Below are 25,015 nucleotides of genomic sequence, written 5' to 3'. Positions count from 1 at the left end.
ATGCCCGAAATCCCGAACTTCATCTCCGAAACTGCCATCGTCGAAAAAAATGACCCCATCGCACAGGGCGTATATCTCATGCGCCTGCACGCGCCCCGGCTCGCAACCGCCTCTCGTCCGGCGCAATTCCTGCAAATCCTGACCGACTCTGGCTCCTCCCCCTATCTTCGCCGACCCTTCAGCGTATTGCGCGCAGACCGCAACGCTGGCTGGCTCGACCTCATCTACGACGTCATCGGACCCGGCACCGAACGCTTATCCGCTGCCCAATGCGGCGACCAATTCGACGTCAGCGGACCGTTGGGCAACCCTTTTGCCGCCCCAAAAACCAAACGCATCCTCCTCGTCGCAGGCGGCGTCGGCCTCGTCCCCCTCGCATTTTTGGCGTGGGAACACCCCGACCGCCGTCCCGATATGATCTACCTCATGGGCGCTGCAAATGCCGCCCGCCTGCCCGACCTGTCCGCACTTTTACCCGCAGATCTACCCCTCCACATCGCCACCGATGACGGCAGCATAGGACACCGCGGATTTGTCACCGAACTCATCGCAGAACACACCCTCCTGAACCACACCACCATCCTCACCTGTGGTCCCCATCCCATGATGGCGCGCGTCGCCCACATCGCCGCCGAATCAAACACCCCCTGCTTTGCCTCCCTCGAAAACCACATGGCCTGCGGTTTTGGCGCCTGCGTCGGCTGCGTGGTCGAATACAAAACCTACCCCACCGAAGACCGCCGCTATCGCTGCGTCTGCCTCGAAGGACCCGTCGTCAACGCCCACGAAATTGTCTGGTAACCAACGGTTTCATTTCTATCCCAACTGTTTCATTTGAAACACCAATTGTTTCATTTGAAACACTTTTCCGCATGTCCATTTTTGGGCATTTTATAAAAACACGCTCTCCTGCAAGCAGTTACGGGATTTTGGAATATTTTGGCACGCTTTTTGCACTATATAAAGGGCACAAAGTTTCAATTCCAACCCACACAGGAGGGCGTTTCTCATGATACACCAGTCCGTAGAACGAAAAGAAAAACTGCGCTTGATAGAAGAAAACCTATCAAAACGCATCGACACCCTGATCATCGGTCCCATTGGCACAGGCAAAAGCCATCTCCTCGCGCAGCTCGATGCAAACTATGTCCTCAAAGTAAAAACCCTATCCCCAATAAAAGAAGCCCTCATAAATATTGCGGAAGAACTTCACAAAAGCGGAAAACTCTATCCGCACATTGAGGACTTTAAAAAAATCAAAAAGCGACACGCTCGCGAAACCATTCAAGCCTGGACAGACATAGTACTCGACGCAGTGGCAAAAAACGAATGCGTATTAATCGTAGATGACCTATCCGACATAACGCCCTCCGTCGGGCGCCTGATCGACAAACTCAACCGCAAATACATCATCATAGCCGCCCTGCGAAAAATTGTAAAAACGTACGAAAAACACTTCTGGAAATTCGACCGCATAGAAATAGAGAATCTGACCACTTCCGAAGCCAAAAAACTCATCCGACAGTGTACTACTGGCGCCGACATAGAAGACTACCACATGACCGAAACCTTCATATTGCAACAAAGTGCTGGCAACCCGCGCGCCATCATCGAAATCGCCGAAAGACTCCGCAAAGAACCCGCCATAACCCGATCAGCCGTGCGACATGTATCTCACACAGGTGCCCGAAACCAGATTGATCTTACGTTCGCCGTGGTGTTGCTTCTGCTGGTCGTTGTCGCGGCGCGATTCTTTATGCGCGGCATCGGGAGTATGGAAGGCTATGTACTCGCCGGCATCGGCAGCGCGATACTCGTAGGCATTCGATTCTTCACGTACAGGTTCAAACGATGACCGCACCTACACACATCGCATTTGGACTACTCACCGTAGCGGGATCCTTTTCCTTCTTCTCCCTGCCCCTACACCGCAACCTCCCCGCCATCGCATGCGCTATCATAGGAAGCGTGCTCCCGGATATAGATTCCCCGCGCAGTTATATCGGTCGCGTGCTCCCATTTGCCTCCATTCCCATCGAACGGCAATGGGGACACCGCACAATCACACACTCGCTGCTCTGCCTCCTCGCCCTATCGGTTATGATCTGGCCCCTGCTCATCTTTCAAACCCCGTGTTACGCAGCCGTAATCCTGGGCTATATGAGCCATATAATCGTCGATTGCGCCACCAAAAGCGGCGTACCCCTGTTTTATCCCCATTCAGCGGCCTGTGTCTTCCCCGGCAGTGCAAAATACAGAATCAAAACCGGATCTATGGGAGAAAGCTATCTGTTAATCGGAATCGTATTCATGCTCCTGGTGTTCATACCCATATTGCACATGGGAGGCATCTGGCAATCATTCAGATACCTCATGGCCACACCCTCTGCTGCATACGCAGATTATCGACAAGCCGACGCAGAAACCATCTTAACCTTTGAAGGACGCTGGCGACACACGCGGGAGCACATACGCGGAGAAGGCGTGATCCTCGATGCCAGACCCACCATGTTCTGGATCATATACAACGGACAGGTTCAAACGTGCGGAGAACACGGCACCATCTTACCGGACAAAGTGCGTGTGCACGAAACAGATCGCCCCGTACAAATACAGACGCTCCAGTTGCAAGACAAAACCTGGGAAGAACTGGTAAATCAGATCCCCGAAAATAGTTTTGTATCTGGACAACTCAAAGCAACTGAAACATTCTCCCCCGGGCGTGAAACCCCCAATGCCATCATCATTACCTCCCGGTCATTGAAATTTCAATTTGCACGAAAAAGAGACATCACGCGGCTTCAGCCCGTCTCTCAAAATTTATCAGAACGCGTAAAAAATCTATCAGAGGAAATATTGAGAATTCGTGAAAAACTGGAAATCGCGAAAATGGCTTATCCGCCAATTCACTACCTCGAACGGAGTCGAATGGAACAAGAACTTACAGAAAAAAGAAAAAAAATCGAAACACTGAAACGCGCACACGTGCGATTCAGCGGCACATTATTCATTCGCATACCGAGAGACATGTCATAATGCGCGAAACAATGATCCTGATACTCATACTAATTGCAACCATAGCAAAAGGTAGAGACCTGGTCTTATCTGCGCCATTGGAACCCGTGCGATCGGCAACAGTATATGCGGGACTGAACGGACATATACGCGACATCCGCGTACAAATGGAAGATAGGGTCCTGACCGGTGATACCCTCGGAGTAATACATCGTCCGGATCTGGAACTCAAAGAAGCAACGGCTCTGGTCCGCTTAAAAAAGACCAGAGCCGCAGAAACTCGACTCAACCAAATGCACAAACGGGACTCATCAGCACGCACCAGCTTGAAATTGCCCGCTTCGACACCGAAGCCGCCCACTATCACTATCTATCCGCCCGTATCGAACGCCAAAAAAACGCAATCACTGCGCCCTAAGATGGTCTTGTAACCAAAGTGAGCGTAAAACCCAATGACTGGATATTATCCCACACCCCAATCGCGCTAATCATTGACCCCACAGACCTTTAGGCGCATCTATTCGTACCTGAAGACCAATTGACCACATCCAGATCAACCTGCCAGTATCCGCACACCAACTGGAAAACCTGCGATACACGGGCACACCATCTCAATCAGCCCCGTAATCGATTCAAACAGCGGCACCTACAAAATAACATGTCTTTTTTTGAACGCGGGAACACATGTTTACCCCGGCCCATGGTCGATATAACTATCACTGGGGGAAAGTGAGAAGGGGGACATGGCGGAGGCAAGCATTTAGAACTTTGCAGAATCAATATACGTCGCGTTTTCCCTAAGTCTATTTCTCATTATCAGGGAATAGCGGCGAAAAAACTTTTGCTCTCCTTCAGACGGTTCTAAATGTTCCAATTCTTTGTGGATAGTAGAGAGAGTTTTACAGAGAGTTTTATAAAATGCATTTCATTTTTGACGGCTAGATATAAATTCTCGAAATTCACTGCTAGATATAACTTTCCTCAATTCATCCGTTTGTTCCTTAACTTTTTTCTTACGTTCCTCTTCCTGCTGCCAGGGAATACCGGCGAAAAAAGTTCTAATATGTTCGTAATGTTGCAATTTCTCTTCAGAGTCCTGGCAGACTTCTTGGCTGTTTTTAATAATATTATTAAGCTCCTCAATATACTGCTCGCGCTCCTTATTAAGTTCATCTATACTTTTCTTAATGTCCTTCAATATATTGTCCCAGAAAGGTTTAATAATATCTTGCTCAATCTTTACAAGGACTTCCTTTCTAAATACATGACTGATTTTCCTGGCTAAACGCCGTGGCCAAAGATCCCCGAAAATCCATGCAGTAGAGACTGCCAGTGCAGCGGATGTCCCTACTACCAAGAGAATGGGGCCTCCCAGCAATATAAATGCCGCATTAAGAGCAGTAAAAGTACCAATCCCCACTAAGAGTTCTTCGTCCTCAAATGGTAAGGAAGATTCTACTATCCCCACATTATCTAAATTCCCTATTTTTATATCGTATTCTTCAATGAGTGGTCTAACACGTTGAAATAAAGCAGCAGTCCGAAACTCCTCTGTCTCAGCCAAAATTTCCTGAAGGACATGAGTAGTAGCTTGCTGTTGCGCTTTCTTTTTTTCCGTAGATTTATAGAGGCCATTGATCATCTTGATCAGGTTCTTGACTTGCAATTTCTTCTGAAAAATATGTCGTAAATTTCTAATATCTTCATTTAATAAAGTTAATATCTCCCGTTCTATAAGTTCTACCTCTGCATTAGTTATTGGCTTTCTTTTATCTACTTCCTTTTTTAGAATTTTATAGCCGAGAGGTTCCGCTTGATTTGCGGAAATGGATTTCACTTCTACACGCTCTATCTCTCCAAGGCGCAGTGTCTTTTCTCTTAAAATTTCTTTTTCTTTTACGGAAGTGAGTTCCACCTCTATAAGCTTTTTCTCTTCACCGGGTATTGTCTTTGTCTCTTCTATTTTTTTTAAAATTTCTTCTTTTATTTCGGGAGTGAGTACCACTTCTATAGACTCTATATCTTTATCTTGAATTTCGGGAGTGCGTACCACTTGTATATGCTCTTTTTCTTCATCGGGTATTGCGTTTCTTACTGTTTCTATTATTTTTAAATTTTCTTCATATTTTTCTTTTTTCTTTTTATAAATTTTTATTCCTTTTTCTTTAAAGTCGAGAATTTTTCTTGATGCGCGTTTCCTCCAAACAGACAGCATGTGCTCTCCTAATAAGAGCTTTAAATTTTCTTCCAGATCTTCTCGTCTTCCGGGTATTTCCTGATAAAAACTAAAAAAACGTTTGCGGATATCCATACTCTTAATTAGCTGTTCCCGACTGCGTAACATAGCAAGAAAGAGCTCATAGAAAGCCTCACTACCACCCTCCAATATCTGCTTCTCAAGTTGTTCTGATGAGATCCCTGGATGGGCATGCGTCGCAATGATAAAGAGGTTACCGAGTATGGGAAAATTATTATCAATATCTTTATACCGTGGGAGTTTAGATAAAAAATGACCGAGGCGTACAAAATCTCCACTATCGAGAAATCCTTGGGCGCGACAAAGATACAATAAAATATCTGCACGGCGGCCCAGTCGGTCAATGATAGAGGCATTTGTCATATTGTCAGCGTATCCGGGCATATCCACCAGGACGCACGAGTGGAGTAACGGAGCATCGCCAAAAACCAGAACATATCCTTCTTCACTGTTCTCTTTATTTCCTTTTAGCGTAGCATGTCGTTCGAGCGTATCCCAACTGCCGGCGAGGATTCGGTGTTGCTCACAATGCTGTTGGTCGCGCCATCTTTCCGGCTCAAACTGGGATCCCATAAGCCATAGATCTTCTTGGAACCAATCATCAGGACGATCTGAGATATGACGAATAAAGGTGGGGAACTTTGTGACTGGCTGGTAGCCAGTCGGAAGCATATTGCCTCCTAAATAAAAATTACACAGATGAGATTTACCCACATCAAAATGCCCCATAATTACGACCCAGGGTTTCTCCTTAAGGGAGATAACACAGTCCTGAAACTGTTTAACATATGGTACTTCGCGATATGGAGATAGTTCAATGTAACGCAGAAGCAGATTCAAGTCTTCTATGAGAGACCCATATAGCCTGCTATCGAAGTCAAAGATTTGTTTTTCATCAACTGGCTGGTAGTCTGTTAGAAGATCTTCAACTGTGCATCCTATGGCGCGAGACCACCGTATCAACAGACGAGACGGAATTTCTCCACCGGTCTCATAGTTGGATACCTGACCCTGAGTAATACCAAGTATTCGAGCAAGATCAGATTGTGTTAATCCCGCTTCTTTACGACGTACTGATAGTGTTAAATTCATGACCAAATCCCTTGTCAGATAGCGTAGGAATATCCTTTTTGTACATTATCCCAATTCAGTTCCAAGCATCAGGAAATGCCCCCGCCCATTCTAAGCCTATTTAATGGCTATAACTAAAACAATGCCCCAATAGTAAAAACGGTAGTACTAACCCCAAACAAAATGGAGTAACACTACCGCAATAATTTATACTATTATGTGGTCTGACGCAAACCACTACTAAATTTTTTAAGACCGTTCTATACCCAATGTCGAAGCCCTGCCTTCATTTTCCCTAAGCCTTCCTATTGAACGAGCGAAAAGAGGTTCGAAATATCGTCAGAGAGTCAATAAATGTCCGAATAGCATCCATGGACTCGTCGAGAACATTCATTGGCTTGCCTCGAAAGAATATCCTCATAACGTAGGCTTCTTTATTCAGCACATAGGCAGACTTCATATAGTGTACCTCCAGATTCTCAATTGGCGGGTTGAGGATCTCAAAAGCGTACTGATGGAATAAATCGAGCATGTCTTTATCAAGCCAGAGGTCCAGGTACCCCCATCCTATCATCAAACCACGGTTCATCCATCTCTTATGACCAACACAAGACATAGTTGTGCAAACACCAGGATACGTATTCAGTTCATCGCAAAAGGGTACGATTTCTGCATCAAGAAGCTGATGATTATGCTGCTTCAGGTCATCAAAGTCTTTGAGCACTCTCTTCTTGTCATCCGGTTTCAAATACCGTGCATCCACATCCTCCTTATTAACAGCAGGCTGTGCAGACAATAAGCGAATAAACACCCGAATGGCATCTAAGGACGCATCAAAATGCCCCATTGGCTTGCCCGCAAAAGAGATCTGCATGATGCAGGCTTTCAGTCCATCCAACTGTTGTGGATAATAATGGTTCTGGTAAGAAACATACTCCTCATAGATCACCTTCACGTCCTTGATTGACTCGTTTTCGAGGAGTTCGAAAACATTCCGATGAAAGAGATGGAACATCTCCTGGTCAAGCCAAAGCCATAAAAACCCCTGCCCAGGCATTACACCTATAGCAGGATACTCAGCTTCCAAACGACCGACAGAAAAATAGACCGTACAAACCCCATCATAGGCATTCAGTTCATTGCAAAGATGCCTGATCTTTTTGCCTTCTCCGGCAAAATGCCCTTCACGCTGCTTCTGATTAAACCACTCGATCATAATTTTTTTGTACTTGGGTATCAGATACATGTTTAATCCCGTGCATAAATGAGTAGCGGGTTATAGCACCAATAATAACAGATAGTCCCTTTTGTCTTTCATACCAGAAGATCTGCTTCAAAATTTTCTTTGGCATAGTGGGATATGTCCTCATCTATGGCGGTCTATATGAAGAAAGTTGACCCTACCGCCGTGAAAATTTGGGAAGACCAAGGGATTTTATGACTTGTTTTAAGACTGGTGGACATATCCCATAGCTATCATTTGTAATGGGCTGTAGCTCAATTTTTTACAGGTTTTTGCGCTTTACGAAGGCACAACTGTCGAGAATCACTTTGCCTAATTCCTCGGCAGCAGTAGCTCAGTTCGTGCCGAGCGTGGACATGGCTCTGGTCGGCAGCGCGTTTGAACCATTTCACCGCTTCCTTTTCGTCTCGAGGCACGCCCAGACCAAATCTGTATATCATTCCAAGATCGAATTGGGCGTGTGAATGGCCCTGGTCGGCAGCGCATTTGAACCATTTCACCGCTTCTAAAAAATCCTGGTCAATATCCTGCATAATCAGGCCAATGATATGTTGCGCATCCGCATTTCCCTGCTCGGCGAATGGATACAATTTTTTACGGGCGGAAATAAAATTCCCCCGAAAAAATTCTACTTTCCCCGACTGCAAAATTCTCATTTTGGTCTCCTCGAACTGCAAAACAATTCGGCGACTCTAGCATTGGCGAAAAACACAGGCGTTCGACCTGCGGCATCGGTAACATCAGTTTCAGCACCTTGATTCAGCAATACGGCGGCAGCTTCGTAGGCATCTTTTTGACTCGCGACATGTAAGGCAGTCCACCCTTCGCGATTCTGAGCCTCAACGTCGGCACCAAACTTTAGAAGTAATTTTATCGTCTCGACATCGTTCAGCATTGCGGCGAGATGCAGCGAGGTGCTGCCTACGTTATTCACTGAGTTAACATCAACCTCGCCATTTAGTAAAACTTCGACCAGTTCGTCGATAGACCCCTGTAAAACCAATCGGTGGAGGGCGACACTAGACGCATTTTCAATCATGAGATATCTCCTTTCATAAAGGAAGGTCTTGACTTCAAACTCAGTTGGGTTATATTCTTAATAGTTTCACACCTCTTGAAGGTATGAACATTTGGGGGCTTTTCGATCGTTATGCAAGGACGACAGCGAAAAGCCCTTTCTTTTTTATCAGCAGGGATAATATAGCATTCGCATCCAAAAGTCAAGCGTTTTTATAAAAAAAAAGGTTGGATAATATGATATTTGGATATTTTTTTTTATTTTCTTTATCTAATAGATAATATTTTAATCTAATTATGAATTTAACTATCGAAAAGACGTTTCCCTTTGCACCACCCTCTGCCGATCACAGCGTTGAGGTGCGTCAAACCAACCCATACCGCTTCATCCTATTCCTTAAAACCATCCTCGAAACATCCAGAAGCTCGGCTGCCTGAACCTGGTTCCCCTCTGTTCGTCGCAAAGCCTCACAAAGCAGTGCCCTCTCAAATGCGGGCAGACTCATCTGATCCTCGGGAAAGGACTGCACCACGCGATCAACGCTACTGACCGGACCAATCTCAAATAGCTCAAAACTCAGATCATCCGCATCAATCTCCCTACCCCCGCACAAAATCGCTGCCCGTTCAACCGCATTCTTCAGCATCCGAACATTGCCTGGAAACACCTGTTTCTGAAGCAAATCCTCTGCCTCTCTCGAAAACCCCACCAGCGGCTTCCACAAATCGCGGGCATAACCAGCCAAAAAATGTCGCGCCAAAAACAGAACATCCCCTCCTCGCTCGCGCAAAGGCGGCACCTGAATCGCAAATACATTCAACCTGTAATACAGATCCTCCCTGAACGTCCCTTCCCTCACCGCCGCAGCAAGCGCCCTATTAGTCGCTGCAACCACGCGCACATCCACCGCAATCTCATCACTACTCCCCACGGGACGGATGCATCGATCCTCCAGAGCGCGCAACAGGCGCACCTGCACCTCAAGCGGCATATCCCCAACCTCGTCCAGAAACAGCGTACCGCCATTCGCCAGCTCAAAATAGCCCTTCTGATCTGCCTTCGCATCTGTAAACGCGCCCTTCTTATGCCCAAAAAACGCGCTCTCAAACAGATTGCCGTGAATAGCAGAACAATTCACGGGAACAAACGGACCGCCAGCGCGACCACTCTCGCTATGCACGGCTTGCGCAACCAGTTCCTTCCCCGTACCCGTCTCTCCAACAATCAGCACCGTCGTATAATCAGTCGCAGCCACCTGCTGAATCTGCGCCTTCATCTTCACAACCGCCTCACTCTCCCCTATAATCGCATTCAAACCGCTCTTCTCTCGCTCCTGTGCCGCCATCCTATCCAGCCTCGCCTGAAACCCTATCCTTCTCTTTTCGAAGCGCCTGGTAGCGCACAGTGCGCCGGATAGCCGCATTCAACTCCTCCACCTTAAAAGGCTTATTAAAAAAATCAAATGCCCCTTCCCGCAACGCGCGAAACGCATTTTCGGCCTCTTTAACACCCGTAATCACAATCACCTCGGTCTCAGGAGAGATAGACTGCACCCGCCGAAGCACCTCAACCCCATCCATACCGGGCATCTTCACATCTGTAATCACAATATCCACAGCCTGGCTCTCCATCACTTCCACACCCTTCTCGCCATCTGCTGCTTCGATAACCGTATGTCCCCTCGCGATGAGAAACTTCCCAACCGCAGCCCGAATATGTGCATCGTCATCGATCACCAAAATCGTCATACTGACCTGCTCAGCCATTCTTATTCCCTTCTTCCCACATTTACAATCGTTTGTTTTTGAAAAAATAAGACGGAAATGGCAAAAAGCAAGGTCATGCATTCGAATTATGTCTTAATGCATTTTAATGTCTTCATACATTCCGGAAAAACTCAATACGCTTGTTAATATCCCTCGCCACCTCGAGAACCTCCACAGGCGCACGAACCACCTCGCCGGAACGCTGTCGCAAGGCTACAATAAGAGGTTCCAACGCATCGGATTTGCCTCTGGACAGGAGAATATCGACAAGATCGCGCTCAGAAGCACCGTTTGCGATCAAAGCGGGCACGAGTTGTAGCATCTCGTACATCATCGTCTCACTCTCAGATAAGAACACCGCATACGCCGACTGAAACACATCCATAGCCATCCGTAGTCTGTTCCTTAGCAGCAGTGCCAAAGCATGGACATACCTTGCTCGCCATACAAACACCACCTTCTCATCGTCAGCCAACGCACCGAGTCTTCCCTCAAGCTCTTCACTCATGAGTATAGCTTCTTTCATACGCCCCACCTTAATTTGTATCATACCCTTTTGGGACAATGCCCAGGCGACCAGAACCCGGATCGCTGGCACATCGCTGGTACCAAAACGCTCTATCACCTCCTCATACGCAGATACTGCCAGCTCCAACTCTCCCAGTTGGGCTTGCAAATCTCCCTTTTGGGACAATGCCCAGGCGACCAGAAGCTGAATCCCCGATGCATCGCTGGAGCCAAAACGGGCAATCACCTCTTCATATACAGACACCGCCAAACCCAACTCTCTCTGTTGAACTTGCAAATCTCCCTTTTTTAACAGCGCCAGAGCGACCGGAAACAGGAAATCGGGAGCGTCGCTGGTACCAAAACGCTCTATCACCTCCTCATATGCCGACATCACCAACCCCAACTCTCCGAGTTCATATCGCGCTCTTGCCCCGTGGATCAATACGCGGGCCATCCGCGCCAGGAGTGTATGGTCGCTCGCGTCGTCGAAACGCTCAACCATCTCATCGCAAACCGCGACCACCTCCTGGAAATCCTCCAATTTTTCATAAGCAATAGCCCTCATATGCAATATGTAGGCGACGAGAGACTCTGGCATCAGAGATGCATCCACGCTTCCTGAAGCGATAAAATGTTCACCAATCTCGATAACCCTTTCAAATGCTTTCTCATCAAGCGCCGTCTGGACCTCCTCTTTTAAACGCAATTCCGCCGTGAATGGCGCATTTGCCGTCGCTTTATCCGATATATATTCGATAGCCGACCCTGCCACGCGCAAAAAACTGTCCTCAACGCCCGGTGGTTCGGCGAGCGCACGCTCAATCCCCTCGCGAACAACCTTTGACTCCGCCGCCTCCAAACTCAGCCGACCAGACATCTGGTACAACTCGCCTATCCCGTAGAACGCCATCATAAAATGGATCAGATTTCTCATAACTGTCGCCTCGTCGCGTTCGCGCCGCAACTTGTAATAGATGCTATAGAGAGGTTCTCCTGCGGAGTACAAACGCTTCCTGCCACTCCCCTCTACAACGACCGCACCCCTGTTCACAAGCCGACCGAGCATAGTCGATACGGGCCGAACCCCCATACGCGCCCGCGCCGCAATCTCGCTCGTACTCGACGGTCGCCAAAAATCAATCAACGCGAGATACACGCGGCGTTCGCTCCTGGGCAAAGCCTCCAGATAACTGCGAAAATACTCCGTATGCTCGTCAATCAACGTCACCAATTCTTCCATCAACTGGCGCAACGACCTGTGCTGCGCGAACTCAGCCACCATAACCAGAAGGCGGGGATTGCCACCCGTCAGGATCTCGAGCGGCCTGATCTCCTGTTCAGTCACTGCATCGCCGCTGACCACCTGCCACAGACGGCAACAGTCCTCGGTACTCAGCGGTTCCAGATCGACAATTCGGAACAACTCAAAAAACGGCTCCGCCGCATTTTCCAGACCCTCAAAGCGACTCGTCGCAGTAGCGAGCAGCACGATCCGAGGCTCGGACTCCAATGCGCCGCGCAACTGCCAGCCAAAATCGTCATCTATATCTTCGCAGAGCGCTTGCAGGTTTTCGACCATAAGAACGAGTTTTTTGCCCAACCGGTCCGCCGCGTCCAGAACAGCGGCACGGGCGCGATCCGCGAGCGCATCCTCATCCCAGTGATCGGTCAGATCGGTATGCGCCTCTCGCAACTCCTGTGCGAGCGCGGAATCGTACCTGACGCTCTCCCGCGCAAGATAGAATAGCGTCTCGAGCCAAAAATCCGCAAGATTGAATATCTCGTGACTCTCCTCCATAAACCGAACCGGCAAAAAACACATAGAGAGTTCCTCATCAGCATTCAACTCCGCCGAGACGCGCGCGAGCAACATCGTCTTTCCCCGGCCCCGAGGCGCAACCACCAGAACGTGCTGACACGATAGCGAACCGATATTTCTACGCAAGACCCCAAGCACTGTATCGAGTTCGTGTTTCCTCACCGCGAACTGCTCAATCACCTCCTCGTCGGACTGGAATGTCCCTGGATTGAACTTGCGGATCGGCCGATCAAAATTGTTCATTACGCGTCTCCCAAAACTTCGACAAAATTGTCGTCAACAAAACTGTTGACAAAATAATATTGAAAAAAATTTTGTCAACCAAATTGTTGACAAAATTGATAGGGCTATATAACTTGTTCTTTACCAATGGGATATGATATACCTGGAAGAAGAACAAACCACGCAAAAGCCCAACGGCCTCCCATAAACGTTGGACTTTTCTCAATGAAACAGGTCAAATACACTTGCCTATCGCACCTGAAAATATATTTTGGGCGCGTGTTCTTTTCAACAACGCACAGAAAGGTGCAGTATGAAGCGTTTGTGTATCCCGCTTGTGGTCTGTCTATGGACCAGTCTATCTCTCGCGCACGCATCACACACCCCTCTCCCCGACTTTAACGAAAACGGCACTGTGGATCTCCCAGACTTCTTGCTATTTGTGGAACACTTCGGGACAAGTCGTGGTGATGAGATGTACGAAGACCGATTCGACCTGGATGGCGACGGCGCGATTGCATTTTCAGACTTTCTGATCTTTGCCAGCGACTTTGGCAAAACAGTGCCCCAGACAGTGGATGGGATAATAAATTTTCCACTACGCGCCATTCATGCTGCGGGCAATTGGGGAGATACCGGCTATGTTGTAGATAGATGGGAAGCTGCTGGAAGGATCGGAACGCTCATCCCTCTGAACTATATCCAATGGCTAAAGAGCCTGCATATAAACTGGATCGGCCTATCCGTCGCGCTACATTACGACGACAGCATGGACAGCACGATCGAACGCGTGTACGCATCAGATATAGATATTCCCACTTTTTCAGATGAAGCACTCAGACAATTGATCCGAGAATTCAGAAATCACGGAATAGACGTATATCTGACCCTGGCATTCGAAGCCTATGAGGCTGAAACCGCCACACGCCCGGTACGAAGGTGGCAACTCGGAGACCCGGCACCTCGCGGCGTTCCGCCTGATAATCCGAATGTCTTCGGGTTGATCCTGCCCCAATACTGGCCCTGGCGTCCAAATCATCCAGATCACCGGCATTTTGTCGCCGAGTTCTGGGCAACCTATACGCAACAGGCGGTACATTTTGCCAGAATTGCAGAGGAAGAGGGCGTGCGTTTATACTCATTGGGCACAGAGACTGACCGGCTCTTCCGCACGCGTTCGGGGGGCTATATGACCAATGGATTTAGTCGAGAACTCAGAGCAATGGTACAAAGCGTACGTGCCGTGTACAGCGGCCTGCTAACCTATGACATGCACTACGACGCACTCACAGCATCCCACTTTTACGGACCGGGATCGGGCGCAGGTCATCTATGGGCAGATCTGGATCTCGACATCATTGGCATCAGTGCGTGGTTTCCACTGACGGACTCGCGTCCGTCAACAGTACTGAGCGTCGAATATTTCCAGGCGCGTTACAGACAGATATTTCAAAACCAGCTTATACCTCTTGCGAACGCAAATCCCGACCGACCTCTTGTATTTCTTGAATACGGCGCTATGGATGTGATTGAAACACCCGCAAGACCAGGTGATACCTCAGCGCAAAACCGGCGATTCGTATTTACCGACTGGAATGGCAACGGACTGGATGACGGTCGAGAAACCCAGGCCAACATCTATCAGGCACTCATCAACACCATAGTGCAGTACCCCGGGATAGTAAACGGCGTCTTCTATTGGGATAATTGGATAGCCAGCGACGAACGGTGGGCGAGATACTGGGCACGTCGCCGCAATTATGCCATCCGCGACAAGCTATCCGAGGAAATCGTGCGGTCGGCGTATGTCTCCTATATAGAAATCTCCACTACGCCATCACCGGCAACATCACCTTAAACGTCGTCCCCACGCCCTCCTCACTCTCCACAGTAATCTCCCCATCGTGATTGCGAACAATGGCATAAACAATCGACAACCCCAAACCCGTACCCCGGTCTGCATCCTTAGTCGTAAAAAAAGGCTCGAAAAGACGTTGCCGGATCGCCTCATCCATCCCAACCCCATTATCCTCCACCTCGATAACAACCGCATCGTCCTCAGCCTGTGTTCGGATCCAGGTCTGCTTATCATAACCCACCCCCTCCATCTCAGCCCGCTCATCCACCGCATCCCGGGCATTCGACAGCAAATTGAGAACCACCTGCTCGAGCGGATGCGGATGTCCCCAGACCTCTGGGAGCGCGTCGGAAAGATCCAGCACCAGATCAACCCCGCGATTATCGAGCTGCGAACCCATCAACTTCAGACTGCTCGCAATCACCGCATTCACATCCATCGCCTGGCGCGGCTCCTCGGACTCATCGCGCGAAAACACGCGCAAATGATCAACAGTACCCGCCATCCGACCGACCACACCCCGAACATCCTCCATCATCTCCTGCAACTCATCCGTCTCAAGCGGCATACCCTCCATCAACCGCAGGGAAATATCTCCAGCAGTAGTCTCGACAACTGTCAGCGGCTGGTTGAGCTCGTGCGCCACGCCCGCAACCATTTGCCCCAGCGACACCAGACGCGCGGACTGCAAAAGCTGCGTCTCGTTAGCAGATGCAAGATCTTCATTTGCTTGCCTCAACCTCCGATCCCGAACAATAATCCGCAAAACCAGATACCCCGTAAGGATCACAAACCCTGAAATCAACCCAATAAACCACGGACGGCGCCACACCACCGGGACAACATTAAATTGCACCAGCGACGGCACAGGCTCTTCGTTAAACGCCAGATCGCGCGCTTTAACCTCAATCGTATGTGTCCCCACATCCAGATCCTCAAAAGATCGGACCGTATCCCCGCTATATGGCGACCACTCCCCGCCGTCCAAACGATAGGCGTATTGCAAATCCTCGCGCAATGTGCTTCGCCAGAGATCCGTCCCAGACCAGGCGAAAGTTATCTCTCCACCCTCAGGCACCTCATCCGGTGCAAGGGTCATCAGGGTCTCAGGGGGATCGGTCTCCGGCACATATCGGACAGTACGCAGAGTACATGGTACTGCTATACCCCCAGGTGATGACCTTTTGTGCCAGGCATCTACATCAGACACAGAATTGAGCCAGAATATCCCGTCTCGAGACTGAAGAATCGGATCATAAAACCCTGTGCGCGGAAAATCAGGAGGTAAAGCATTCTGTAACCATGTGCGCCCATCAAACCGGCTGACCCCCTCTGCGGTCCCCGCCCAGACCGCACCATCTCGATCCTGGAAAATGCTTTGCACCCTATTGTCCGCCAGCCCATCTCCATAATCGAACCGCTGCCACTCCGTCCCGTCATACCGAAACACCCCATAAGTTCGGGAACCCAACCACAGATCGCCCCGTGGCGCAGTATAAACGGCATCAACAAAATCTTCCGCCAACACCTCTGGACCCGTGAACCGCACCCTCCGCACCCCATCAAAGCCAAATAACCGCCCACCAAACCACAAAACCCCATCAGAACTCTGCCCAATCCCACGCACATAATGCGTCATACCCGGAACAGCGTGATGGGTCCAACCCTTCCCATCGAAAACCACGACCCCACCCAGAAAGCCATATAACCACCAATCCACAGCCGCAACAAACCACAAAGAGCCGTCAAACGCTTCATAAACAGCGCACGGATCAATACCCCAGGAAAGCCGAGGATGACATTTAAGGATCCATACAGAACTATCCAACCGCGCTGTAGCCGCGACCTGCTCATGGCTCCCCGAGGCCCAAAGCGCGCCATCTCGCGTCACAAAAAGCTTACTCGGTGCATCCATCAAACCATCCGCCACGCCAAACCGCGTCCACCCCTGCCCATCATAACGCACAACACCGTTATCCTGCGAGATAAACCACTGTGCGCCATCGGGCGTATCACACTGAAAAATGAGACCCTCATAAGTCTGCGTCTGATCCTCACCCAAATCCAGACGCACTGCTCCCTCACCCCTATCCACAATCCAGAGCGCGCCGTCCGTGGCTTCGTGGAGTTCCATACGATGCGAAAACACGCTCGAATCATAGACGCGCCACACACCATCCCTATGGGCAATCAAACGGCTACCGCCAATCCAGAGCGTCCCATCCCCACTTTCCAGAATAGACGTATAATGGTGATCGCGACCCAGATCACCAACTTCGAGAGCCTCCCACTTCTCGCCATCAAACCGGTTCACGCGCTTGCTCTTATCGCCATACACGACCCAAACAACGCCATCCTCTGTCACACAGATCCTCGGATACGTACCCTGATCGATCTCATCTTCCCCACCGAAACGCCGATAGCCCGACGCAAAATCAAATCGAATCAAATCGCCGTCGTACATCCCAAACCAGATCGCGCCATCGGGACCTTCACACACATCATAAACCGCCAGCCTCCGATTGTCCAAAGGAACCACAACAAAAGTCACGGCATCTGACACCATCTCCCGAATACCCGTTGTATCCTCCGCAGCCACATACAGCCTTGTTCCTTCCGGCGTCAACCTGAGCGCACCCCATTCCGTACCCGCCCACAAACTCCCATCCTGTGATGCCATCAAATCCCAGGTATTCCATTCTCCCTCAGATGGAAAAACCCGTTCCCATATCCCATTCTCAAAACGACCAATACCCCGGTCAGACCCCACATAAACACCGCCGTCCCCAGCGACATAAAGCGCGTTGATCCGCGCCCCAACCATCCCCTCATCAAACGGAAAGAAATCCCAGTTCATCCCATCGTAGCGATAAATACCTCTATCCGTCCCAAACAAAAAATTACCATCCCCATCCTGCGCCAAACACGACACCCCTTGTCCCTTCAACTCTGGAAAAGACCGCCAGCGCCAGGACTCATGTACGGGATCCGAAAGACGAGGTGTAAAAGGCGTCGCCGCAAAACACGCACCCGCGCCCACAAACATCAGAAGAATCAGACATTTTGCGTATTTAATCATACTCAATCCATCCATAAAAAAAGCGGCACTGGCGATAAATATCACCAGCACCGCTACACGCCATCAGCGACTTCGCATCATATTGGAGGCTCTGACAACTCAAACAAACGCATCGCCCGTTCTGTGAGAGCCTTATACTCTCTTACCTCATTTCCATTTAAGCCATCAGTAATTCCAAATTTAACGGCAATATCTGACTCAAATTTGGTAATGGGTACATATCTCTCGTTAAAATGGTGTTCAATATCGCGTTCCATTTGGTTGAGAAAGTACTGTATGCGTTCTTTTTTTACATCTTCTTTACCAACTATATCGACAAAGCTGAGAACGGCATTGCCTCCCGGCACTAAGTCCAAAGATTGCGCGATGAGTTTTCCTGGATTTTGATTGGCGATCTGGTCAACGATCCTGTTATCTTCTCGCATATCTTCGGGAAGACCATGATCTCCGTGCCGGTGGAAAAAAGCGTTGATACCACCTATATTATCTTTTTTTGATAAACCCGGTGAGCGGTAAGATACATCAGGCCACCCCCCTGAGGGTGCGAACCGGAGTAATGGAATTAGAATCTTTCCGGGTGTCTTCGCCGACCCAATCGCTATGCGATAATGTTGCGCTGGTGTCGCGAATGAGAGACTTCGTCCCTTCGCTGTATAGTAACTGCTGCTCTTCTTCGCTCAATTCATACCATACTTCTTCCATAGCATCCAGAATAGGCTCTTCTCCCTCGGATTCAAACCCTGCATGTTGCCAACGGATATAAATGAGATCGCGTTCTAAAGAACGATACCGTCCAAAAGCTTCACTCATGACATTTCACCCAATCTTCTCTGGTACCATGTAAAAAAAGAATAGCCGGAAATGATTATTCTGTCAAGATTCGCATATCTTATTTTTTAGCCTGGTACACGACAAGAGGTGTACAACTGCGCCAAACACGACAGCCCTTGTCCCTATTGAGCGTGGCTTTTTGTATATCGACAATGGCGTGGCCTTTATGCCTTTCTCCTCGAAAAAGGAATAAAAAGCACGTAAAATAACACCAATGCCACCCCATCGAGGAATAAGAGATACCACGGCCACGGCAAAAAGAAAAAAGGCGATTTTGTATCAGGCGGTTGACAGAGAAACATATAATTGCTCCCCAGCATCAAATTGACGCCAATCAAAACAACAGCCAAAACATTCAGCAAAACAAAAACGCGCAAAACCGATCGAGCGACTGGTCGCAAACCCAGCCCCCATGTGGCGAACAGCGCAGCAGCCACAATACCGCCGTGCGCGATAAAATATTGAAAAAAGCGATACTGCGGATAACCGAACTCAAGCTGAGGCGTCACAACCGCATTGGTCGCGCCGACAAGCCCCCAGAAATAGGCAATCTCATAAGCCGTCTGCCGCCGGAAAACGAGCGTAATCACAGCCGCAAAAACAGTAATCCCACAAACATGCAACGGCATATACTCCCGCACAAACTCATGCACTCCAACCGTCGCCAATCGATAGCTCCAGTTCAGCACCTCGTTGAGCGCAATCACCCCCGCAAACGCGCAGCAAATTGCCTGAGTCGTCCTCTCCGAATCCAGCCGCCTGACAACAAGCGTCAAAACAATCGGCACAACGAGAATCACGCCCATCGCAACGACATGGGCAAAACCAAAAAACTCGAACTCGCTTAAAGGCATCATTTCTCCATGCGATAACAAACAAAACCAACGGCAAAACCGTCTGGATCGCGGCTCAACATCATGCCGCGATGACAACCCTTAAAACAACGGGACGGCACAGGGGCCGTCCCCTACAACACCTCAACGCTATGACACACTTTTCTTCAAAATATGAAAAAAATCAACCATCATTAAAACTTTTCACACAAACCAAACGTCTTGAAAAGTGAACATCACACAAAACGTCAAACCAGGTCCACTGTATGAACGATGCGGAATTGATTGCCCAGTTCCGAGCCGGGCAAATCGCGGCCTTTAACACCCTGGTCAAACGCTGGGAATGCCCGATCTACAACTTTGTCCTGCGCTATGTGGGCAATCGAGACGACGCGCGCGACCTGTGTCAACAAACCTTTATCCGCGCGTACAAAAACATGCGGCGTCTGCGCGACCCCGACAAATTCACCTCGTGGATCTATCAAATCGCGCTCAACGCCTGCCGAGACGCTGGCCGCCGTCGCAGCCTCATCTCCCTCGATACACTCGACACCCCCATAGCAGACACAACAACGCCTCCAGACGCGATAGTTCACGAACAAAGCGTTCGGGACCTCCTCAACCGCGCACTGCAAAACTTGCCCGAAGAACAGCGCGTCGTCATCATCATGAAAGAATATCAGGGACTAAAATTCACCGAAATTGCCGAAACACTCAAAGTGCCTATCAACACCGTCAAATCCAGAATGTATTACGGCCTCTCTGCCCTCAAAAAAATCTTTGACCGCTGGCACATCAGCGAGGACATGGTGCGTTATGAACTGTGACATCACCCGCGAACAACTCATCGACTACCTCTACGACGAAGACATCCGTCCAGAAGCACGTGAACGCCTCAAAGCACACATCGAAACCTGCCCATCATGCAGCCAAACCCTTGAAGAACTGGGCAGCACATCCCGCATCCTCAATGCCTGGGGCGACGAAAAACCCGACATGGACCTCGTCTTCGTACAGGATCGCCAACCCTTCTGGCAAAACCTGCTCCCCACACGATACCCCAAAACCTGGGCAACTGTAGGCGTAGCCATCGCCGCAATCCTCATCTTCACCTTTCTCAACATCGAATTTGCCATACAAGACGGCGCATTCCACACCACTATTGGCCCGCGATCCAGCGATTCGCCTGAACGAGTTGCCATCGCCGACACCTCTGAAGTCTCCACATTAGACACCCCTATCACGCGCAGTGAATTTATCACCCACCAACAAAATCTGATCGACTACACCCATCGCCTCGTCCAGGAATCGCAAAACCAGCAGCGCGATGAAATCAACAACACATTCATCCGCCTCGTAAGCGAACTCGAAACCCAGCGCCAACAGGACCTCCTGCACATTGACCACGTCCTGACACAGATGGACTCTGTTAAAAACATCCTTCTCGAAACCCAACACCAACAGGACCTCTTGCGTATTGACCGCGGGCTACAGACCCTCTACAACACCTATGAAACCCGATATGACCATATACTGACACAGATGGACTCTGTTAAAAACATCCTTTATGATAACGCAGTTGAAGTTTACAGCGTACCTGTAGGAAACGAACCATACCGCACGATACCCACAAGAGGAAAAACCCCATGAAGCGCGAAATCGGAAAACTCACAGTAATGATGACAGTACCGATCCTACTATCCCTCGTCTGGAATATTCACGCAACTGACAAAGCGGAGGACAAAAGCAACAACAGGCCAGCACCATCGCACATCCGGGTAAAAACTGTACAACTTGATACAATATCAATATCGGTGCCCCATACGATACATCCCGATTCCTTACGCAAGGCAATCGCCGATTCCATACGCAGGAGAGTGCGTATCTCTATCTCAGAACGCTATCAATCACACGACAAACCCAACACCCGCGACCTGCTTCTCCGCCCGGCTGACAAAGCCATCTACACCACAAGTGACCTGCTTTTAAGATCCAATGACAACATCAATTCTATATTTATCTCACTTCATGCCGCGCGAGTACAACGTCAGCATTGAGTTCTTGGTTGTGAATGATACCAGTGATTGACACAGCTTCCCCATAGCCTTTGTAAAAGAGTAGAAGTATCTATTGGAGCAGATACACCCACCAATTTCACAAATAGGAAAATACCATGTCTAAACACATGATTTTCATTGCCCTGGTGCTGTTGCTTTATCCATTGTCTCTGTTATCTGCATCTTCTCCGGAAGGTGATGTGGACATTCCGGACAAGAATCTTCGTGCCGTGATCGCAGACAGCTTGGGCAAGACGCCTGACGAGGCGATCACGGCCGATAAAATGGCAACTTTAACCCGTCTTAAAGCACCAAATAGGGGCATTCGTGATTTGACAGGGCTGGAGTTTGCAACCAGCCTGAGATCTCTGAATCTGGGTAATGAGAAGGTCAATGGTAAATACGTCAACAGCAATGAAATCTCAGACCTCTCGCCCCTGTCTGACTTGACCAGCCTGAGAATACTGGATCTTTCCGACAATAGCCTCTCAGATATATCCCCACTGTCTGGCTTGACCATCAATCTGACATTCCTGAATCTTTCCAAAAACAGTATCTCAGATGTATCCCCACTGTCTAACTTGACCCACCTGGGATCGCTGTTTCTTTCCAACAATAGCCTCTCAGATATATCCCCACTGTCTAACTTGACCGGCCTGAGATTGCTGAGTCTTTCCGACAATAGCATCTCAGATATATCCCCACTGTTCAGCTTGATTAGATTGGAAAGGCTGTTTCTTTCCAACAATGGCCTCTCAGATATATCCCCAATTTCTGACTTGACCAATCTGACATTGCTGAATCTTAGTGACAACGCCATTTCCGACATGTCTCCACTGTCTGGTTTGAACCGCCTGAAATACCTGTATCTTCGTCGCAACAGCATCTCGGACCTTGCTCCATTGGTGGCAAACAAAGGATTGCGCGATAAAGATGCGGTTGATGTACAAAACAACCCGCTGAGTGCCACATCGCTCAACACGCACATTCCAGCTCTTCAGAGCAGAGGGATTAAAGTAAGGTTTAGCACATCAATTTGAAGAAAGGGGAACAACACACAGAACCCCCAATTAGGAGAACACCATGTGGAAACGTAAGACGATTTTTCCTATTATTGCCCTCGCGCTGTTGATTCAGCCGCTGCCTCTGTTATCTGTGCCTTCTCCGGACTTTGATGGGGATGGCACCGTGGGATTTCCAGACTTTTTGGCCTTTGTGGAACACTTCGGAACAAGTCGTGGCGATGGAAAGTACGAAGCAAAGTACGATTTGGATGGAAATGGCACCGTGGAATTTTCCGATTTTCTGGCCTTTGTCAATGATTTCGGCAAAGACGTACCGCCCTCTGATGGCGACTCAACGCCAGTTGTCATTCCGGACGCGAATCTACGTGCTGTAATCGCAGATAGCCTGGGCAAAGCGAGTGGCGAAGCGATCATCGCCGTTGATATGGCAACCCTGACCCGTCTTGAAGTGCCGAATAAGGAAATTCACGATTTGACAGGGCTGGAATTTGCAACCAATCTAACATGGCTGGATTTGGGTTCAGAATTCGTAAGTGGCAGTGGCGGTGGGTACATCAACAACAACAACATATCAGACTTCTCTCCCTTGTCGAGTTTGACCAGTTTAGAAAGGCTGTATCTTGACAACACCGACATCCCGGATATATCGGTGTTGTCGGGATTGCCCAATCTGACCCTTTTGGATCTAAGCTACAACAGTATCTTAGACTACTCTCCCCTATCCAAATTGACCAGTTTAGAAGGGCTATCGCTTAGGCGTATCTACCTCGCGGATATATCGGATCTCATATCGGTGTTGTCGGGATTGCCCAATCTGACCCTTTTGGATCTAAACAGCAACGACACCATATCAGACTTCTCCCCTCTATCGAGTTTGCCCACTCTGACACGGCTTAGCCTTATTAGTAGCTCAATTTCAGATGTGTCCTGGATATCGACTTTGACCAATCTGGAATGGCTGACTCTTAGCTACAACGACATTTCGGACATTACCCCGCTATCTAACTTGACGAATTTAGAAACGGTGTGGCTTGGCAACAACAACATCTCGGACATCTCGGCGGTGGCAAACATGACCAATCTGGAATGGCTAAGGCTTGAACGCAACTCAATTTCGGATATATCTGCACTGTCTGATTTGACCAATCTGAGAAGTCTATGGCTTAGCGGAAATTCAATTTCCGATATATCTGCGCTGTCTGGCCTGACCAGTCTAACAAGCCTGTATAGCTACAACTGTTTAATCTCGGACATTACCCCACTGTCTAACTTGACCCGTCTGGAAAGGTTATCCCTTAACAACTACAACATCCAGGGTCTTAGCTACAACAACATCTCGGATATTACCCCGCTGTCTAACTTGACGAATCTAAGAATGCTAAGTCTTCGCATCAACAGCATATCAGACCTTGCCCCACTGGTGGCAAACACGGGATTAGGCGACGGAGATCAGGTGGACATGCGGAGTAACCCGTTGAGTGCGACATCGCTCAACACACACATTCCCGCCCTTCAGGACAGAGGGGTTGCGGTTCGATTTGGCTCATCAAAGCCCGCGGTTCAGAAAAACGAGGACCTGCGGGATATACTCGGCGCGGTTATGAAACCGTTTGGGGATGAGGAATGGAAGGCAGAGGAATACATTTACAATCGGGGCAATGTTGATCGGTTAGAAAGGCGATGAAAGGTGCAAAATCGGGAGAACATCATGGAAATTGGATTGCGGTTCTGCATGGTCGTCTGCTGTGCCTCTTGCATTGCACTGCCTCTTCTTGCAGAAGAAGATGAAGCACCTCAACAAGACACAACCTACCGAAATACAATGTTTGCCCTGAGCCAGCGCCAGATTCAAGCGGGTGAAATCAACGAGGCCATGGCGACCCTGAAACGCATTTTAGAACTTTTCCCAGAAGACGCCCATGTGTATTCCCAACTAGGTTATATCTATCTTAAACGGAAAGAATACAAAGAAGCTATAGATGCCTTCAAAACAGCCAAAAAATTCGACAAAAGCCTTGTCGAAGCCTATGTTGGACTTGGTCTTACATATTCCGAAGAGCCCACGCAAGGATTGCAATCTGATGACAATTTCTACAGAGCCATTCGCGAAGCCAAGCGCGCGACCAAACTCGATCCCAACTACGGTCCGGCCTATCGCTTGCTCGGCGAAGTCTATGAGCGATTTCGAGAAAACTATATTAAGTCTATGCAATATTATCAGAAATACGTCGAACTCGAACCCGATAATCCCGAGGGCCTTTATTCTTACGGCTTAGCCTGTGTACAGGCCAAAGAGTTTGACAAAATTCTCGAACATATTGCTCCCTATCTCACGGCACATCCCGACGTCGTTCCACTCTTGCCCATTGTTGCACAGGGTCATTTTTACAACGACGAGGCGCAAAAAGCTC

At 49.0% G+C, this 25,015-nt stretch carries 22 protein-coding genes; 11 read left to right on the top strand and 11 right to left on the bottom strand.

Going from position 1 to position 25,015, the window contains the following annotated elements:
* The 4 genes from OXH16_02985 to OXH16_02970 all read left to right on the top strand — a co-directional run bounded on the left by OXH16_02985 (position 1) and on the right by OXH16_02970 (position 3,446).
* Positions 1 to 801 (top strand): dihydroorotate dehydrogenase electron transfer subunit, encoded by an 801-nt coding sequence (locus OXH16_02985; protein ID MCY3680336.1) that lies wholly within the window; start codon positions 1 to 3, stop codon positions 799 to 801.
* A gap of 208 nt (positions 802 to 1,009) precedes the next feature.
* Positions 1,010 to 1,855, top strand: coding sequence for a hypothetical protein (locus OXH16_02980; GenBank protein ID MCY3680335.1), 846 nt, complete (start codon positions 1,010 to 1,012; stop codon positions 1,853 to 1,855).
* Positions 1,852 to 3,036: a metal-dependent hydrolase gene (locus OXH16_02975; GenBank protein ID MCY3680334.1), complete on the top strand. Its 1,185-nt coding sequence runs from the start codon at positions 1,852 to 1,854 to the stop codon at positions 3,034 to 3,036. Before OXH16_02980 ends, OXH16_02975 begins: the two co-directional genes overlap by 4 nt.
* On the top strand, positions 3,036 to 3,446 hold the full coding sequence (locus OXH16_02970) for a hypothetical protein (GenBank protein ID MCY3680333.1): 411 nt from the start codon (positions 3,036 to 3,038) through the stop codon (positions 3,444 to 3,446). Before OXH16_02975 ends, OXH16_02970 begins: the two co-directional genes overlap by 1 nt.
* A 494-nt stretch (positions 3,447 to 3,940) precedes the next feature.
* Here the strand turns inward: OXH16_02970 and OXH16_02965 are convergent, their stop codons facing one another.
* The 7 genes from OXH16_02965 to OXH16_02935 all read right to left on the bottom strand — a co-directional run bounded on the left by OXH16_02965 (position 3,941) and on the right by OXH16_02935 (position 12,942).
* A complete protein-coding gene (locus OXH16_02965) occupies positions 3,941 to 6,364 on the bottom strand; it encodes a helix-turn-helix domain-containing protein (protein ID MCY3680332.1) in 2,424 nt (807 codons plus the stop codon).
* A gap of 274 nt (positions 6,365 to 6,638) precedes the next feature.
* The gene (locus tag OXH16_02960; protein ID MCY3680331.1) at positions 6,639 to 7,589 is read right to left on the bottom strand and encodes a hypothetical protein; all 951 of its coding nucleotides are present in this window, start codon (positions 7,587 to 7,589) and stop codon (positions 6,639 to 6,641) included.
* Between the two features lie 251 nt (positions 7,590 to 7,840).
* On the bottom strand, positions 7,841 to 8,242 hold the full coding sequence (locus OXH16_02955; protein ID MCY3680330.1) for a tetratricopeptide repeat protein: 402 nt from the start codon (positions 8,240 to 8,242) through the stop codon (positions 7,841 to 7,843).
* Positions 8,239 to 8,625: an ankyrin repeat domain-containing protein gene (locus OXH16_02950; GenBank protein MCY3680329.1), complete on the bottom strand. Its 387-nt coding sequence runs from the start codon at positions 8,623 to 8,625 to the stop codon at positions 8,239 to 8,241. The genes OXH16_02955 and OXH16_02950 overlap by 4 nt, the downstream gene beginning before the upstream one ends.
* A gap of 343 nt (positions 8,626 to 8,968) precedes the next feature.
* Complete coding sequence (locus tag OXH16_02945; GenBank protein ID MCY3680328.1) at positions 8,969 to 9,949, bottom strand: sigma-54 dependent transcriptional regulator; 981 nt, start codon at positions 9,947 to 9,949, stop codon at positions 8,969 to 8,971.
* Between the two features lies 1 nt (position 9,950).
* Entirely contained in the window at positions 9,951 to 10,370 is a 420-nt protein-coding gene (locus OXH16_02940) for a response regulator (GenBank protein MCY3680327.1), read from the bottom strand.
* Between the two features lie 112 nt (positions 10,371 to 10,482).
* Positions 10,483 to 12,942 carry a hypothetical protein gene (locus OXH16_02935; protein MCY3680326.1) on the bottom strand — a complete coding sequence of 820 codons (2,460 nt, stop codon included), beginning with the start codon at positions 12,940 to 12,942 and terminating at the stop codon, positions 10,483 to 10,485.
* Positions 12,943 to 13,234: 292 nt separating this feature from the next.
* Here OXH16_02935 and OXH16_02930 point away from each other — a divergent pair, with 292 nt between their 5' ends.
* Positions 13,235 to 14,779 (top strand): hypothetical protein, encoded by a 1,545-nt coding sequence (locus tag OXH16_02930; GenBank protein MCY3680325.1) that lies wholly within the window; start codon positions 13,235 to 13,237, stop codon positions 14,777 to 14,779.
* Here OXH16_02930 and OXH16_02925 read toward each other — a convergent pair.
* From OXH16_02925 to OXH16_02910, 4 genes are all read right to left on the bottom strand, one after another.
* Complete coding sequence (locus OXH16_02925) at positions 14,751 to 17,858, bottom strand: ATP-binding protein (protein ID MCY3680324.1); 3,108 nt, start codon at positions 17,856 to 17,858, stop codon at positions 14,751 to 14,753. The genes OXH16_02930 and OXH16_02925 overlap by 29 nt on opposite strands.
* A 77-nt stretch (positions 17,859 to 17,935) precedes the next feature.
* The gene (locus OXH16_02920) at positions 17,936 to 18,283 is read right to left on the bottom strand and encodes a hypothetical protein (GenBank protein MCY3680323.1); all 348 of its coding nucleotides are present in this window, start codon (positions 18,281 to 18,283) and stop codon (positions 17,936 to 17,938) included.
* A gap of 97 nt (positions 18,284 to 18,380) precedes the next feature.
* Complete coding sequence (locus OXH16_02915; protein MCY3680322.1) at positions 18,381 to 18,668, bottom strand: hypothetical protein; 288 nt, start codon at positions 18,666 to 18,668, stop codon at positions 18,381 to 18,383.
* A gap of 185 nt (positions 18,669 to 18,853) precedes the next feature.
* Positions 18,854 to 19,543 (bottom strand): TIGR02206 family membrane protein, encoded by a 690-nt coding sequence (locus tag OXH16_02910; GenBank protein MCY3680321.1) that lies wholly within the window; start codon positions 19,541 to 19,543, stop codon positions 18,854 to 18,856.
* Between the two features lie 245 nt (positions 19,544 to 19,788).
* Here OXH16_02910 and OXH16_02905 point away from each other — a divergent pair, with 245 nt between their 5' ends.
* The 6 genes from OXH16_02905 to OXH16_02880 form a co-directional block, all read left to right on the top strand.
* A complete protein-coding gene (locus OXH16_02905; GenBank protein ID MCY3680320.1) occupies positions 19,789 to 20,349 on the top strand; it encodes a sigma-70 family RNA polymerase sigma factor in 561 nt (186 codons plus the stop codon).
* The gene (locus OXH16_02900) at positions 20,339 to 21,172 is read left to right on the top strand and encodes a zf-HC2 domain-containing protein (GenBank protein ID MCY3680319.1); all 834 of its coding nucleotides are present in this window, start codon (positions 20,339 to 20,341) and stop codon (positions 21,170 to 21,172) included. Before OXH16_02905 ends, OXH16_02900 begins: the two co-directional genes overlap by 11 nt.
* Complete coding sequence (locus OXH16_02895) at positions 21,169 to 21,579, top strand: hypothetical protein (GenBank protein ID MCY3680318.1); 411 nt, start codon at positions 21,169 to 21,171, stop codon at positions 21,577 to 21,579. The genes OXH16_02900 and OXH16_02895 overlap by 4 nt, the downstream gene beginning before the upstream one ends.
* Before the next feature lie 116 nt (positions 21,580 to 21,695).
* Positions 21,696 to 22,619 carry a leucine-rich repeat domain-containing protein gene (locus OXH16_02890; protein MCY3680317.1) on the top strand — a complete coding sequence of 308 codons (924 nt, stop codon included), beginning with the start codon at positions 21,696 to 21,698 and terminating at the stop codon, positions 22,617 to 22,619.
* A 43-nt stretch (positions 22,620 to 22,662) separates the two neighbouring features.
* On the top strand, positions 22,663 to 24,288 hold the full coding sequence (locus OXH16_02885) for a leucine-rich repeat domain-containing protein (GenBank protein MCY3680316.1): 1,626 nt from the start codon (positions 22,663 to 22,665) through the stop codon (positions 24,286 to 24,288).
* 24 nt (positions 24,289 to 24,312) lie between these two features.
* Positions 24,313 to 25,015: tetratricopeptide repeat protein (locus tag OXH16_02880; GenBank protein ID MCY3680315.1), on the top strand; the 703-nt coding region annotated here is incomplete at its 3' end.

This window comes from Gemmatimonadota bacterium (assembly GCA_026705765.1).
Classification (GTDB): Bacteria; Latescibacterota; UBA2968; order UBA2968; family UBA2968; genus VXRD01.
Note: the sequence above shows the minus strand (reverse complement) of the source record. Positions and strands in the feature narration are given on the sequence as shown.

What these genes read in the sequence shown, in the direction of transcription:
- OXH16_02985 (MCY3680336.1), top strand. Translation starts at nt 1, where the DNA reads ATGCCCGAAATCCCGAACTTCATCTCCGAAACTGCCATCGTCGAAAAA.
- OXH16_02980 (MCY3680335.1), top strand. Translation starts at nt 1,010, where the DNA reads ATGATACACCAGTCCGTAGAACGAAAAGAAAAACTGCGCTTGATAGAA.
- OXH16_02975 (MCY3680334.1), top strand. Translation starts at nt 1,852, where the DNA reads ATGACCGCACCTACACACATCGCATTTGGACTACTCACCGTAGCGGGA.
- OXH16_02970 (MCY3680333.1), top strand. Translation starts at nt 3,036, where the DNA reads ATGCGCGAAACAATGATCCTGATACTCATACTAATTGCAACCATAGCA.
- OXH16_02965 (MCY3680332.1), bottom strand. Translation starts at nt 6,364, where the DNA reads ATGAATTTAACACTATCAGTACGTCGTAAAGAAGCGGGATTAACACAA.
- OXH16_02960 (MCY3680331.1), bottom strand. Translation starts at nt 7,589, where the DNA reads ATGTATCTGATACCCAAGTACAAAAAAATTATGATCGAGTGGTTTAAT.
- OXH16_02955 (MCY3680330.1), bottom strand. Translation starts at nt 8,242, where the DNA reads ATGAGAATTTTGCAGTCGGGGAAAGTAGAATTTTTTCGGGGGAATTTT.
- OXH16_02950 (MCY3680329.1), bottom strand. Translation starts at nt 8,625, where the DNA reads ATGATTGAAAATGCGTCTAGTGTCGCCCTCCACCGATTGGTTTTACAG.
- OXH16_02945 (MCY3680328.1), bottom strand. Translation starts at nt 9,949, where the DNA reads ATGGCGGCACAGGAGCGAGAGAAGAGCGGTTTGAATGCGATTATAGGG.
- OXH16_02940 (MCY3680327.1), bottom strand. Translation starts at nt 10,370, where the DNA reads ATGGCTGAGCAGGTCAGTATGACGATTTTGGTGATCGATGACGATGCA.
- OXH16_02935 (MCY3680326.1), bottom strand. Translation starts at nt 12,942, where the DNA reads ATGAACAATTTTGATCGGCCGATCCGCAAGTTCAATCCAGGGACATTC.
- OXH16_02930 (MCY3680325.1), top strand. Translation starts at nt 13,235, where the DNA reads ATGAAGCGTTTGTGTATCCCGCTTGTGGTCTGTCTATGGACCAGTCTA.
- OXH16_02925 (MCY3680324.1), bottom strand. Translation starts at nt 17,858, where the DNA reads ATGATTAAATACGCAAAATGTCTGATTCTTCTGATGTTTGTGGGCGCG.
- OXH16_02920 (MCY3680323.1), bottom strand. Translation starts at nt 18,283, where the DNA reads ATGCGAGAAGATAACAGGATCGTTGACCAGATCGCCAATCAAAATCCA.
- OXH16_02915 (MCY3680322.1), bottom strand. Translation starts at nt 18,668, where the DNA reads ATGAGTGAAGCTTTTGGACGGTATCGTTCTTTAGAACGCGATCTCATT.
- OXH16_02910 (MCY3680321.1), bottom strand. Translation starts at nt 19,543, where the DNA reads ATGCCTTTAAGCGAGTTCGAGTTTTTTGGTTTTGCCCATGTCGTTGCG.
- OXH16_02905 (MCY3680320.1), top strand. Translation starts at nt 19,789, where the DNA reads ATGAACGATGCGGAATTGATTGCCCAGTTCCGAGCCGGGCAAATCGCG.
- OXH16_02900 (MCY3680319.1), top strand. Translation starts at nt 20,339, where the DNA reads ATGAACTGTGACATCACCCGCGAACAACTCATCGACTACCTCTACGAC.
- OXH16_02895 (MCY3680318.1), top strand. Translation starts at nt 21,169, where the DNA reads ATGAAGCGCGAAATCGGAAAACTCACAGTAATGATGACAGTACCGATC.
- OXH16_02890 (MCY3680317.1), top strand. Translation starts at nt 21,696, where the DNA reads ATGTCTAAACACATGATTTTCATTGCCCTGGTGCTGTTGCTTTATCCA.
- OXH16_02885 (MCY3680316.1), top strand. Translation starts at nt 22,663, where the DNA reads ATGTGGAAACGTAAGACGATTTTTCCTATTATTGCCCTCGCGCTGTTG.